This window comes from Saliphagus sp. GCM10025334 (genome assembly GCF_042663485.1).
GTDB lineage: Archaea > Halobacteriota > Halobacteria > Halobacteriales > Natrialbaceae > Natronosalvus.
On record NZ_JBHTAF010000001.1, the window covers coordinates 564,445 to 577,134 of the forward strand.

The 12,690-nt window shown below is 66.8% G+C and carries 13 protein-coding genes; 9 read left to right on the top strand and 4 right to left on the bottom strand.

The window, feature by feature from the left end; all coding sequences use genetic code 11:
- Nucleotides 1-3: 3 nt before the first annotated feature.
- Together ACFQO4_RS02505 and ACFQO4_RS02510 are read right to left on the bottom strand one after the other, a co-directional pair.
- Nucleotides 4-1,530 carry a zinc ribbon domain-containing protein gene (locus ACFQO4_RS02505; RefSeq protein WP_500259427.1) on the bottom strand — a complete coding sequence of 509 codons (1,527 nt, stop codon included), beginning with the start codon at nt 1,528-1,530 and terminating at the stop codon, nt 4-6.
- The gene (locus tag ACFQO4_RS02510) at nt 1,527-2,699 is read right to left on the bottom strand and encodes a thiolase domain-containing protein (protein WP_500259428.1); all 1,173 of its coding nucleotides are present in this window, start codon (nt 2,697-2,699) and stop codon (nt 1,527-1,529) included. Before ACFQO4_RS02510 ends, ACFQO4_RS02505 begins: the two co-directional genes overlap by 4 nt.
- A 180-nt stretch (nt 2,700-2,879) precedes the next feature.
- Here ACFQO4_RS02510 and paaK (ACFQO4_RS02515) point away from each other — a divergent pair, with 180 nt between their 5' ends.
- Both paaK (ACFQO4_RS02515) and paaI read left to right on the top strand, forming a co-directional pair.
- The gene (gene paaK / locus ACFQO4_RS02515; protein WP_500259429.1) at nt 2,880-4,166 is read left to right on the top strand and encodes a phenylacetate--CoA ligase PaaK; all 1,287 of its coding nucleotides are present in this window, start codon (nt 2,880-2,882) and stop codon (nt 4,164-4,166) included.
- A 544-nt stretch (nt 4,167-4,710) separates the two neighbouring features.
- Nucleotides 4,711-5,106 (top strand): hydroxyphenylacetyl-CoA thioesterase PaaI, encoded by a 396-nt coding sequence (paaI, locus tag ACFQO4_RS02520; RefSeq protein ID WP_500259430.1) that lies wholly within the window; start codon nt 4,711-4,713, stop codon nt 5,104-5,106.
- A 142-nt stretch (nt 5,107-5,248) separates the two neighbouring features.
- Here the strand turns inward: paaI and ACFQO4_RS02525 are convergent, their stop codons facing one another.
- Nucleotides 5,249-5,887, bottom strand: coding sequence for a helix-turn-helix domain-containing protein (locus ACFQO4_RS02525; protein ID WP_500259431.1), 639 nt, complete (start codon nt 5,885-5,887; stop codon nt 5,249-5,251).
- An 87-nt stretch (nt 5,888-5,974) separates the two neighbouring features.
- Between ACFQO4_RS02525 and paaA the strand changes: the two genes are divergently transcribed.
- The 6 genes from paaA to paaK (ACFQO4_RS02555) all read left to right on the top strand — a co-directional run bounded on the left by paaA (nt 5,975) and on the right by paaK (ACFQO4_RS02555) (nt 10,272).
- Nucleotides 5,975-6,913 (top strand): 1,2-phenylacetyl-CoA epoxidase subunit PaaA, encoded by a 939-nt coding sequence (paaA, locus tag ACFQO4_RS02530; RefSeq protein ID WP_254160317.1) that lies wholly within the window; start codon nt 5,975-5,977, stop codon nt 6,911-6,913.
- Between the two features lie 2 nt (nt 6,914-6,915).
- Nucleotides 6,916-7,245, top strand: a complete 330-nt coding sequence (paaB, locus tag ACFQO4_RS02535; RefSeq protein WP_253434174.1) for a 1,2-phenylacetyl-CoA epoxidase subunit PaaB — start codon at nt 6,916-6,918, stop codon at nt 7,243-7,245.
- Entirely contained in the window at nt 7,245-8,099 is an 855-nt protein-coding gene (gene paaC, locus ACFQO4_RS02540; RefSeq protein ID WP_500259432.1) for a 1,2-phenylacetyl-CoA epoxidase subunit PaaC, read from the top strand. Before paaB ends, paaC begins: the two co-directional genes overlap by 1 nt.
- Before the next feature lie 45 nt (nt 8,100-8,144).
- The gene (gene paaD / locus ACFQO4_RS02545; RefSeq protein ID WP_500259433.1) at nt 8,145-8,672 is read left to right on the top strand and encodes a 1,2-phenylacetyl-CoA epoxidase subunit PaaD; all 528 of its coding nucleotides are present in this window, start codon (nt 8,145-8,147) and stop codon (nt 8,670-8,672) included.
- Between the two features lies 1 nt (nt 8,673).
- Nucleotides 8,674-8,841 carry a 1,2-phenylacetyl-CoA epoxidase subunit PaaE gene (gene paaE / locus ACFQO4_RS02550; protein ID WP_500259434.1) on the top strand — a complete coding sequence of 56 codons (168 nt, stop codon included), beginning with the start codon at nt 8,674-8,676 and terminating at the stop codon, nt 8,839-8,841.
- A 147-nt stretch (nt 8,842-8,988) separates the two neighbouring features.
- Entirely contained in the window at nt 8,989-10,272 is a 1,284-nt protein-coding gene (gene paaK / locus ACFQO4_RS02555; RefSeq protein WP_500259435.1) for a phenylacetate--CoA ligase PaaK, read from the top strand.
- Between the two features lie 60 nt (nt 10,273-10,332).
- On the opposite strand, the gene ACFQO4_RS02560 is transcribed toward paaK (ACFQO4_RS02555), so the two are convergent.
- Nucleotides 10,333-11,778 carry an aldehyde dehydrogenase family protein gene (locus tag ACFQO4_RS02560; protein WP_500259436.1) on the bottom strand — a complete coding sequence of 482 codons (1,446 nt, stop codon included), beginning with the start codon at nt 11,776-11,778 and terminating at the stop codon, nt 10,333-10,335.
- Nucleotides 11,779-12,009: 231 nt separating this feature from the next.
- Between ACFQO4_RS02560 and ACFQO4_RS02565 the strand changes: the two genes are divergently transcribed.
- Entirely contained in the window at nt 12,010-12,486 is a 477-nt protein-coding gene (locus tag ACFQO4_RS02565) for a VOC family protein (RefSeq protein WP_500259437.1), read from the top strand.
- Nucleotides 12,487-12,690 lie beyond the last annotated feature (204 nt).

The following is a 12,690-nucleotide window of genomic DNA, read 5'->3' on the forward strand; positions in this document are numbered from 1 at the left end:
CGCTCAGGACTCGAGCAGTTGCATCTTGAATCCGTACCGGGTCACGCCTTCCTGGGTGTAGATCCGCCGGATCGTCGCGTCGACGCGGTCGCCAACGGAGACGGCGTCCGTGTCGGGCGTCAGCACTTGCGTGGGGGTCGAGACGGGCTCGTCGTCGGGTTCGGGGCCGTCGAGGGCCACGACGGCGCTGACGAACGCGCCCTCTCGGGCCTGCTGCTCGACGAACTCCGGTGGGGCGCCGCCCTGGCCAATCACGGTCGCGGCTTCGACGGTTCCCGTCCCGGGCAGTTCGACGTCGTCGTACTCGTCGAGCGTTCCGCATCCCCTACACGCGCCGGAAGGCGGAAACGCGAGCTGCCCGCACTCCCGACAGCGGCCCGCGACCAGGCGGTGGCGCTGGGCCATCGTCCGTTTCCAGCTGGGGACGCTGACGTAGGCGCCGCCACCGTCGGGTTCGCCGGGCGTCACGTCGCCGCGGATGCGGAGGTATTCGCCGTAGGAGAGCGTTCGGTCGCCCTCGAGTGCGGTTTCGACGGGGATACCGTTGCTCGAGTTGGAGTCACCGCCACCGTCGCTCTCGTCGCTCCCGTCCGCGTCGCCCTCGCCCGCCTCGAGGCGCATCGCAATCGCGCCGCCGCCCGACCCGTACGCGACCAGTCCGAGCGAGCGGTGGCCGGCTCCGGCCTCGAGCGCCTTCGCCAACCCGAGGAGAGTGCTCGCGGCGCCCGTGTCCCCGAGGTCGTGGACGGTCGTCCCCGCCTGGATCCGTTCGGCGTCGACCCCCAGCGCGCTCGCGGCGCGGTAGGGCAGTTTGCCGTTCGGCGACTGGAGGCAGACGGCGTCGACGTCCTCGAGGGAGGGCTCGAGACCCTTTGTGGCCGACGCGACGGCGTCGGTGTAGGCGTCTCGGTCGTACTGCGTAATGGCGAGACCGGTCGTCTCTCTCGAGCCCGCCTTTCGATACCTGATTCCGGGGACGGCGTCGACGTACTCTCCGGCATCCGTTACCCGCCCGGGGCCGTCGGGCGTCAGGACGAGCGCGGCAGCGCCCGCCCCGCCTGCGTGCTCGTGTTCGTCCGAGAGAGCGCCGCGGGGGGCGTCGCTGGCGATGACCAGGACGGTGCCGTCGGTTGGCGTCTCGAGGCCCGTCCGGAGCGCGTCGGCCCCGACGCGGGTGCTCCCGGTGAACTGGCGGCTCTCGAGCGACGACTCGAGTCCGAGGAAACTGGCCAGGCGCGGCCCCAGCGCCTCCTCCTCGTACGGTGGCGTCGTCGTCCCGAGGAGGAGGTGGGTGATGGTTCTGGGGTCGACGTCTGCGGCGTCGAGCGCCCGTTGGGCGGCTTCGTAGGCCATCGTCAACGTATCTTCGTCGCCAGCGGGGACGGCCGTCTCCGAGATGCCGGCACCCTGGAACTGCCCCCAGGCTTCCGTGACGACCTCCGCGGTGAGCCGGTAGTCAGGGGCGTACGCACCGACGCCCGCGATGCCGAGTTCGTGCGCCGCCTCGCCGGTCGGTCGAGACCCGGTCATCGCGCCACCTCCTGCTCGAAGATATGGACTGCCGTCGCGCCGCCGCTCCCGCCCACGTTGTGGGTGAGGCCGTAGCGCGGGTCCTCGAGTTGTCGGTCGCCCGCGTTCCCCGTGAGCTGATCGAAGACCTCGACGACCTGTCCGGTGCCGGTCGCGCCGATGGGGTGGCCCTTCGACTTGAGGCCGCCGGAGGTATTGACCGGGAGGTCGCCGTCCGGGTCGGTGACGCCTTCCCGGAGGAGTTGTGGAGCCTCCCCAGGTTCGCAAAAGCCCAGGTCCTCGTAGGCGATGAGTTCCGCGATGGCGAAGCAGTCGTGGACCTCCGCGAAGTCGAGGTCGTCGGGCCCGATTTCCGCGCGCTCGTAGGCTCGCTTCCCCGCCTCCTGGGAGGCCGAGATGCTCGTGTAACTGTCGCGTTCGGCGAGACCGACCCGCTCGCTGGCCGCACCGACGCCCGCGACGCGAACGCGCTCGTCGGTGTACTCGGCCACGACGTCCTCGCTGGCGAGGAGGACCGCGGCGGCCCCGTCGGAGGTCGGGCAGCAGTGGTAGAGGTTGAGGGGATCGGCGACCGCCGGCGCTGCGACGGCGTCCTCGAGCGAGCACTCGAAGCCGAGATGGGCCTTGGGGTTCTTCGCGCCGTTGGCGTGGTTCTTGACGGCGACTCGCGAGAGGTCCTCGGGGGTCGCATCGTAGGCGTCCAGGTAGGCGCTGGCCATCTGGGCGTACACACCGGAGAAGGTGGTGCCGGTGAGCCGTTCCCACTCGGTCTCCCCGGAGACGCCGAGCCAGTACTTCGTGGTGTCGCCGGACATGTCGGTCATGACCTCGAAGCCGCCCGCGAGGACGACGTCGGCCATGCCGCTCCTGATCGCCTGGACGCCCTGGCGGACGGCGAAGCCGCCGGCGCCGCAGGCGTTTTCGATCCGCGAGCAGGGCACGTTGTGGAGCCCGACGTGTTCCGTGACGGCCGGCCCGGAGAGGCCGATCTGGCGGCCGCCGACGCCGAGGGTGGCGACGACCGCCTCGTCGACGTCGTCCGTGTCCAGGCCGTGGTCGACCTGGTCTCTCGCGGCCGCGTACGCCTCCGCGAACAGCTCCCGGTAGCCTCGCTCCGGGAACGAGCCGAAGGCGGTCTGTCCAGCACCGATGACGTAGACGTCCCGCATACCCGACCCTTGTCAGGTGGCGGGTATATAGCTTCGGACCCTGGCAGTCGTCGCTCGAGTGGGGTCGGCGACGGTAGTTGTCCGCTCTCGTCCCCGTAGATGCCGTCCACTGCCCCATCAGCCCGGGCGTTTGTGCCTACCACATAATTTTTGGTGCCCCACTCCAGAGAGGGAGATGAGATGGCCTACCAGGCAATAGAGACCGCTCCACGGAACGAACTCCGGGAGTGCCAGAACGAACGCTTACAGGAAACGGTGCGAAACGCCTACGAGAACGTCGACTTCTACCGGAATGCGCTCGAGGACGCCGGACTCACCCCCGACGACATCGAGACGGTCGACGACATCACGAAGCTCCCCTTCACGACGAAAGAGGACTTCCGCGACGAGTACCCCGACGGCCTGTTCGCCGTCGACGACGAGGACATCGTCCGGATCCACGCCTCCTCGGGGACGACGGGGAAGCCGAAGATCGTCTCTTACACGCAAAACGACGTTGACGTCTGGAGCGACGCCGTCGCCCGGTGTCTCGAGGCTGCCGGCCTCGGCGCGGGCGATACGGTCCAGAACGCCTACGGTTACGGGCTCTTCACGGGCGGCCTCGGGCTCCACTACGGCGTCGAGGAACTGGGTGCGACCGTGATTCCGATCGGCGGCGGCAACACCCAGCGCCAGGTCGAGATGCTCGAGGACCTCGAGAGCGACGCCATCGCCTGCACGCCGTCGTACGCGCTGTACCTCGCCGAGACCGCGGCAGACATGGGCGTCGACATCGAGGATCTCCCGCTTCGGGTGGTCATCTTCGGCGCCGAACCCTGTACGGACCCGATGCGCGAGGCCATCGAGGAACGCCTCGGCGTCAAGGGAATCGACATCTACGGCCTCTCCGAGATCGTCGGTCCCGGCGTCTCCATCGAGTGCGTGGAGGCCCAGGAGGGACTGCACATCCACGAGGACCGGTTCTACCCCGAGATCGTCGATCCCGACACCGGCGAGCCCCTGCCGGAGGGCGAGGAGGGCGAACTCGTGCTCACGACGCTCTCGAAGGAGGCCCTGCCCGTGCTCCGGTATCGGACCGGCGACCTGACGACGCTCTCGAGCGGGGAGTGCGAGTGCGGGCGCACCACGGTCCGCATGGACAACGTCACCGGCCGCGCCGACGACCTCGTGATCGTCCGCGGGGTCAACTTCTACCCGAGCGAGGTCGAGGACGTCGTCCTCGAGTTCGACGAGGTGGCACCTCACTACCGGATCGACCTGAATAGAGAGAACAATCTGGACACCCTCGAGATCACTATCGAGTGCGAGCACGACTTCGAGGGCGACCGCGAGGAACTGCGCGACCGGGTGCTCACCCGACTCCAGAACGTGCTCTCGTTCACCCCCGATACCCTCACGATCGAGGAGCCTGGTGGCATCGAGCGGACGGAAGTCGGGAAGGTCAAGCGCGTCTACGACCACCGCTGAAGTTCCGTTTCGGACGGAACGAACATTGGAAATCAGTTCTCGAGCGTCGATTTGCACTAGATATAGTTTCTATAGTATGCGGTATAGAACGTGTAGTGTTATCTGGATAGCGACTGAAGGCTCGAGCGACCAGCCCGAGCCGGGAAGCCAGCCGAGGGGGAATCGCAGCGGACCGGAAAGGCGGATGGCCGGAAGCACGTGCTCGCCTCAGCGGGCCGTGCGACCCGGGGAAGGGCTGGCGGTCCTGGCGGACTGAAAGGGCGAACGGCGCTCGCGCCGAGGCGACGGGGCTACGAGGCGCCGAGGGGAGTCGCGGTGGCGGCCCTATCCGAGCGCAGCGAGGATATCCGCCACCGCGGCCGCGAGCGTCGTGAGGGCTTTCACCGAAATTGTCGTCGCGTTCGCGGTCGATCCTGTGGTTCTCGTCGTCTCGTTCGTGGTCGGTCCGCGCCTCGTCTCCCACGTCACTCGAGCCGACGTCCCTCCCGACGTTCGGTTGCCCCCACCAGTAGTTTCTTGCCACCCGACCACACTGGCTGTGGGTATGGCAGACATCGACGCGCTGCGCGAGCACATCGAGAGCGATCCCTACTGCGCGACCCTCGGCATCGACCTCGTCGACTTCGAACCCGGCCTCGCCCGGACCGAACTCGAGGTCACCGAGGACCTGACGAACTTCCACGGGACGCCCCACGGCGGGGCGGTCTACTCGCTCGCGGACGCGGCGTTCGCGGCCGCCTCCAACTCGCACGGCGAGACGGCGGTGGCCCTCGAGACGAACATCTCCTACCTCGAGGCGGTGGACGTGGGCGACGTCCTGACGGCGACGGCGGAGGAGACCCACGTGGCGGGTCGCACCGCGGAGTACGAGGTCGTCGTCACCGACGAGGCCGACGACCGGATCGCGACGTTCCGCGGTCGCGTGTACGTTCTCGGGTAATCGATCGAGTCGATCTAAAACCGGGCCTCGTCGAAGCGTGACTCGAGGCGGGTCTCGAGGTGCCGAACACGACTCTGACGAGGAGCACGACTCTGACGACGACCTCAACACTGACGACGAGCACCACGAGCGACGAACCACCTCACGCGAAAATCTGACGAAACAGCGACTCTTCCGCCCGGCGCAGTCGCTCGAGGAACGCCGACTTGCTGATGCCCAGTTCCGCCGCCACCGCCTCCGAACTCGTCCCCCGTGGGATTTCGAAGTACCCCAGCTCCACGGCGACCCGGATACACTCCTCCTGTGCCGGCGTCAGGTCCCACTGCTGGCTCGGGGCTTCCTGGGCCTCCGATTCCATGGGGTAGACGCGCTCGAGGCGCACGCCGACGGTGTCGCCCGCGGTCTCCATCACGTTCTTGAGCACGTCCCGGCCGACGACGGCCCCGAAGACCGTGGCGGCACCATTGCGGTAGCGAAGCGTCTCGACGATCAGGCCGCCGTTGATCAGGTCGTGGACCACGCAGGGCTGCTTCGAGAGACACCGAAATCGATACCGGCCGTCGACCTCCGTGACGTGGAGGTAGCGGATGCGGTCGTCCGCGTCGAGCGTCTCGACGAAGTGGTCGTTTCGCGGCGAGCTAAACTGCAGCAGGTCGTAGCCGTCGGCCCGCAGCTGTGGTGCCTGGGCGTGGACCTCGATATCGACCGACGTCGTCGCCTCGGCGAGCGGGCAATCGTCGTGTTGTACCCGGAATTCGACGGCGAGACACTCCTCGATCATGAGAAAAAGTACGCGCGTGAGTATTTAAAACCCCGTCATGTGGCGGTCAACTGCTAAGGGTCGAAACGACGTGTAGTATAATGAACGATGGACATCGACACCGTCAAAGAACGGGCCGGGCCGCGGGAGTTCAGCCCCGCGGACGACATGCCCCTCGAGTACCGGGAGGCCGCCACCCGGATGATCGAGTTCCACGCCAACAGCGAGATCATGGGGGCGTACCTCGAGCGGCCGTTCATTCGACAGGCACCGAGTATCGACCGCAAACTGGCTTTCTCGGCGAAAGTGCAGGACGAGATCGGCCACGGGCAGTTGCTCTACCGCGCGGCGGAGTCGCTGGGCGTGAAAACCCGCGAGGAGATGCTCGACGACCTGGCCAACGGGAAGGGGAAGTTCCTCAACTGCTTCCACTACCCGATGGACAGCTGGGTCGAGACACCGATGATCGCCTTCTTCGTCGACGGCGCCGCGATGCGCCGCCAGGCGACGCTGCGACGAACCAGCTGGGAGCCCTACGCCCACGCCATGGACAAAGTGTGCTTCGAGGAGGGGTTCCACGTCAAACACGGCGAGAGCATCCTCGCGGAGCTGATGACCGGCTCGAAGAAAGAACAGGAGATGACCCAGGAGGCATTCGAGACCTGGTGGCCCCGGATCATCCAGTTCTTCGGGCCGACCAACGACAAGAGCACCCACCACGACTTCTCCGCCGCAGTGGGACTCAAAGCGCAGTCCAACGACGACCTGCGCTCGATGTTCCTCCGGGAGTACATCCCGAAGGCCGAGCGCTACGGCCTCGAGATTCCCGACGAGCCACGCATCCGCGAGACCGACAGCGGCTACGAGGTCGTCGAGGACGACCTGGACTGGGACGAGTTCTTCCAGATCGCGAAGAACGACTACGAGCCCGGCCTCGGCCAGATCGACGGCCGCAAGCAGGCCCAGGACGCCGTCCAGTGGGTCCGCGACAGTCTCGAGTGGGAGAATCGACCGGCCGGCAGCCCGAAACCACAGGCGGCTGACTGACCATGATCTGGGAAGTATTCCGACAGGAAGAGCAAGGTGGGTACCACACCCACTGCGGCAACGTCCACGCGCCCGACCGCGAGATGGCAAGGCAGTTCGCGGCCATCCAGCACGGCCGGCGCAAGGCGACCAACAGCCTCTGGGTCGTCCCGAAGGAAGAAGTCGCGGAGATCGACGCCGACGAGACCTCCTTCGGCGGCACGACCGACAAGAGCTATCGCTGGGGACCGACCTACAAGTCCGACGTCGACCACGCCGCCGAGGTCATCGAATCGGACAAGGAACAGGAGGCCGCCGAACGACAGCGCTCGAAAGCGCAGGGTGACGACTGATGGCGAGCGCCGAACCCGTCACGGCCGACGACCTCTCGGCCGACGAACGAGACGCGCTCGAGGCGCTGTTGCTCCGCCTGGCGGACGACGAGTTCGTCCTCGCCGAGCGTTACACCGAGTGGCAGGTCCGCTCGCCCACCCTCGAGTCCGACCTCGCGCTGTCGAACAACGCCCAGGACGAACTGGGCCACGCCCGCCTCTGGTACGACGTGCTCGAGGACCTGGGCTACGAGGAACACGAACTCATCTACGAGCGCGAGGCCGACGCCTGGCGCCACAGCACCCTCGTCGAGCGACCGTTCCCCGAGGGCGACTGGGCCGACGCCATCGTCCGCCACTACCTCTACGACGTGGCCGAGAAGCGCCGCCTCGAGGCGCTCGAGGACTCGGCGTACCCGAAGCTCGCCGACCGCGTCGGCAAGATCCAGGCCGAGGAGCGCTACCACCTGGAGCATGCCCAGAACTGGATGGAACGGCTGGCTGACGACGAGGAAGACGACGGCGGCCGAGAACGCCTCCAGCAGGCCGTCGACCGGCTGTTCCCGTACGCACTGACCCTGTTCGCCCCCGTGGACGACGAAACGGAAGCGGCGATCGAGGAAGCCGGCTTCCGCGACGCCACGCTCGAAGAGCTGGCCACCGACTGGGCAAGCGAGGTCGTGCCGTTCCTCGAGGGACTGGGACTCGATGTGCCGATCGGCGAGGACGACGTCCTCGACCTCGATCCGGACGTGCCGCGCGGGCGGGACGGCGACCACGCCGACGCCTGGGCGGACCTCCGCGAGGAGTTCACCAGCACCTACCGCGAACTGGGACGCTCCGGGGCGACCAAGATCATGGAGAAACCGGAGTAACGCCTCCAGGCACCCGTACTCCGTAACCCGCTGCTACCAACCACAATGAACCGTAACACACCATCCGACGCCGACGCCGATGCCGCGCTCGAGGCCAACCCACCGACCGAGAGCGTCGACGAAACGAACGACGACGACCTCGAGCCGGGAGCGCAGTTCGACCCGGACCCGGACGCCGAGAGCGAGGCGACCCCGTGTTCGTACACCGACTACCGATCCGGCGAAGCCGTCGAGGACCTCCCGGCGACCGGCGAGGGCGCGACGGGCGTCGAGGCCGCCGTCTGGGACGCCCTCTACGGGGTCGAGGATCCCGAGATGCCGGTCAGCATCGTCGACCTCGGCCTGATCTACGGACTCACGGTCGAGGACGGCCACGCGACCGTCGACATGACGCTGACGTACTCGGGCTGTCCCGCGCGGGACATGCTCCAGGACGAGATTCGAGAGACCGTCGCGGCCGTCGACGGCGTCGAGTCGGTCGACCTCCGCCTCGTCTGGAGTCCCGGCTGGACCATCGAGATGGTGACCAAACAGGGCCGATCCGACCTGCGGGAGTTCGGGTTGAGCGTCTAATATGCGTGGGACCGATCCATCCGTGATGACGAGCGGCGAGGCGTCGGGAGCGGAGTGTCCGTACTGTGAATCGACGGACACCGTTCGCGAGCATCCGAAGGGGCCGTCGCTGTGTCGCTCGATGCACTACTGCAACGAGTGCCAGCAGCCGTTCGAGAAGTTCGAGTGAGTCGAGGACTCGAGTGCCAGCATACTAACGTACCACCGGCCAGCCGGCCACGCGAAACCCGGAGCGTTCGCTGACGCGTAAACCCGCCACAGGCGACGAAACTGACGCCAAGAACTATAGGCTCGCCCTTCGTCCCCTCGAGACAGCATGGTCGCATCCGACGAACGGCTCCCGAGGGAGGAACGCCGGAATCTGCAGACGAAGCGGCTCCGCGAGACCGTCGAACGCGTTCGCGAGAACGTCCCATTTTACGACGAGCGGCTCACAGCGGCTGGCGTCACGGCCGACGACATCGAGACGCTCGAGGACGTCACTAAACTGCCGTTCACGACGAAAGCCGACTTTCGAGACACCTACCCCGACGGACTGTTCGCCGTCGACGACGAGGACGTCGTCCGCATCCACGCCTCCTCGGGAACCACCGGGAAGCCGAAGATCGTCGCTTACACCGCGGGAGACCTCGAGCTCTGGAACGAGGTGATGGAACGAGCGATGAAGGCCGCCGAACTCGGGCCGGACGACACGGTCCAGAACGCCTACGGCTACGGGCTCTTCACCGGCGGCCTCGGCTTTCACGCCGGAGCGGAGTCGCTCGGGGCGACGGTGATCCCGACGAGCAGCGGCAACACTCAGCGCCAGGTCGAACTCGCCGCGGACCTCGAGAGCGACGCGCTCTGTTGTACACCCTCCTATGCGCTGTACTTCGCCGAACGAGCCGAGGAGATGGGCATCGATCCGCGGGAACTCCCGCTGTCGGTCGTCCTCTACGGCGCCGAACCCTGCACCGAGCCGATGCGCGAGGCCATCGAGGACCGGCTCGGCGTCACGGGGATCGAGAACTACGGCCTCTCGGAGCTGATTGGGCCCGGCGTCGCCGTCGAGTGCGCTCACGCCCAGGACGGGCTGCACATCCAGACCGACCACTTCTACCCCGAGGTGGTCGATCCCGACTCCGGCGACCCGCTGCCGCCCGGCGAGGAGGGTGAACTCGTGCTCACCTCACTCACGAAGGAAGCTCTTCCCGTCCTCCGGTACCGGACCGGCGACATGACCACCCTAATCGAGGAGCCCTGTGAGTGCGGTCGAACCACGATCCGAATGGACGGCGTCACCGGCCGCGCCGACGATCTGCTGATCGTCCGTGGCGTCAACCTCTATCCCAGCCAACTCGAGGCCGTGATCCTCGAGTTCGACGCCGTCGCTCCCCAGTACCGGATCGACCTCTATCGCGAGGACGCGCTCGACCGACTCGAGGTGACGGTGGAACTCGAGCGCGGGTTCGACGGGGACGAAGAAGCGCTCCGAGACCGGTTGCTCGAGGCGATCTCGAGCACGCTCTCGTTGACGCCCGACACGCTCGCCCTCGTCGAGTACGGCTCGATCGAGCGGACCGAGGTCGGGAAGGTCAAGCGGGTGTACGATCACCGCTGATTCGAGTCGCACCGAACCGATTGAATCGGCGGCGGGCGACGACCGTGGCCGTTCGCCCTGCTACTCGAAGTTGATGTTCACGTTCTTCGCCTGCGTATACTCGCCGATGGCTTCGGCACCCTGCTCGCGGCCCTCGCCGCTCTCCTTGACGCCGCCGAATGGCGTCTGCGGGAAGGTGACTGGATACTCGTTGACGCTCACCATCCCGTACTCGAGGTCGCGGGCGAACCGGTGGGCCCGCGAGAGGTCGTTCGTCCAGACGCCGGCGAGCAGGCCGTAGGGCGAGTCGTTGGCGACCTCGAGGGCCTCCTCCTCGCTCTCGACTTCGATGACCGAGAGCACCGGTCCGAAGATCTCCTCGCGGGCGACGGTCATGTCGTTGGTCACGTCCGTGAGCACGGTCGGCTCGAGGAAGTACCCCTCCCGGTCGGGGACCTCGCCGCCGGTCGCGACGGTCGCCCCCTCCGCCAGGGCGGTGTCGACGTAGTCGGCGACCTCGTCTCGGTGGCTCTCGCTGACGAGCGGGCCCATCCGCGCGTCGTCGTCGATGCCGTTCCCGAGCGGCGTGTTCTCGGCGCCAGCGACGACGCTATCGACGACCTCGTCGTGGACGTCCTCGTGGACGACCAGCCGGGAGCCAGCCCAGCACATCTGCCCGGCGTTCATGAAGATGCCGTAGTGGACGCCCTTCGATGCGGCCTCGAGGTCCGCGTCGGGAAAGATGACGTTGGGCCCCTTTCCGCCCAACTCGAGGGTGACGCCGGTGACATTATCGGCGGCTTGGCCCATCACGCGCTTGCCGATTTCCGTACTGCCCGTGAAGGCCAGGTGGTCGACGCCCTCGTGTTCGGACAGCGCCGCCCCGGCGACACTCCCGCGGCCGGGGACAACGTTGAGCACGCCGTCGGGGAGCCCGACTTCCTCGGCGGCCTTCGCGTAGTACAACGCGGAGAGGGGTGTCTGGCTCGAGGGCTTGACCACGGCGGTGTTGCCACAGGCGAGCGCCGGGGCGAGACTGCGTCCCGCCAGCTGGAACGGGTAGTTCCACGGGACGATGTGGCCCGTCACGCCGACGGGTTCGCGGATGGTGTAATCGAGGCGGTCGCCGGGGACGGGGATCTGGTCGCCCGCGAGCTTGTCCGCCCAGCCGGCGTAGTACCGGAACGTGTCGATGACCATCCCGACTTCGAGGGTCGCCTCGAACTGCGTCTTGCCGTTGTCGTGGGATTCGACGAGCGCAATTTCGTCCTTCCAGTCCTCGAGCTGATCCGCAAACGCCTGCAGATACGCGGCGCGCTCGGCGGGGTCGAGGGAGGCCCACTCGCTGTCGCGCTCGAGCGCGGCGTCGGCCGCCGAGACGGCGGCGTCGACGTCTGCTTCGCTCGCCGCCGCGACCGTCGCGTAGGTCGTCTCGTTCGCCGGATCGATCGATTCGATCCGCCCGCCGTCTTCGCCGTCGGTCCATTCGCCGTCGATGTAGAGGTCCGTTGGACCCGTGTAGCTCATGCACGAAAACCGACGGACGGAAGCGTGTTATAGGTTGCTGTAGCGGCACGGCTCCGACCCCTCTCGGGCGTGGAAATCATCGCCGTCTATCGCCGTCCAGCGCCGTGCAGACGACTCGCGTGTGGCCCCTGCCCGGAAGACGATGGCCCGGCCTGGAATCCGGGCTCGAGGCCATACCGGGACACGTACCGGCTCCCAAACGACTATCGTCCTCGAGAGACGTTTCGACGTATGGACGGGGACGACCTGCCGCCGATGCGCGTCGATCACACCGGAATCGCCGTCGAATCCATTCCGGAGGCCGAACCGCTCCTGTTCGCCCTCGGCTGTGAGAAGATTCACGAGGAGCCGAGCAAGTACGGCTCGTTCACCTGGGCGACCTACGTCCTCGGCGGCGCCTCACGACTCGAACTCATCGCCCCGCAACCTGGGTCGAACTCGTTCCTGACTGACTACCTCGAGGAACACGGCCCCGGCCTCCACCACATCACTCTCGAGGTGGCCGACCTCGAGGCCGCAGTCGAGGCGCTCGAGGCCGCGGGCGTGTCGGTCATCGACCACAACGAGTTCGAAACGTGGGGCGAGGCGTTCGTCTCCCCCGCGAATCCCACGGGCGTCCTCTTTCAGCTGATGGAGTACTACGAGGGGTACGCCGCCGAGCGGGACGCAGGCTGTCGATTGTTCGTCGACGGAACACCTCTCGAGTGAGTCCGTTCTCGCTGGCCGGCGACCCGTCCGGCAGTTCGCGTCTAACCGGCCGGGCGTTCGCGCTGAAAGCGTGATGAATTAGTATAGATTACGAGCATAGCTATGTAATAGTGTGTCAGTTACTAACATAATACGGCGTGTTCGGCCCAGGTTAGATGATTGTCGGAATTAAATAATAGACTATTCTATGGTATTTCTGTATCG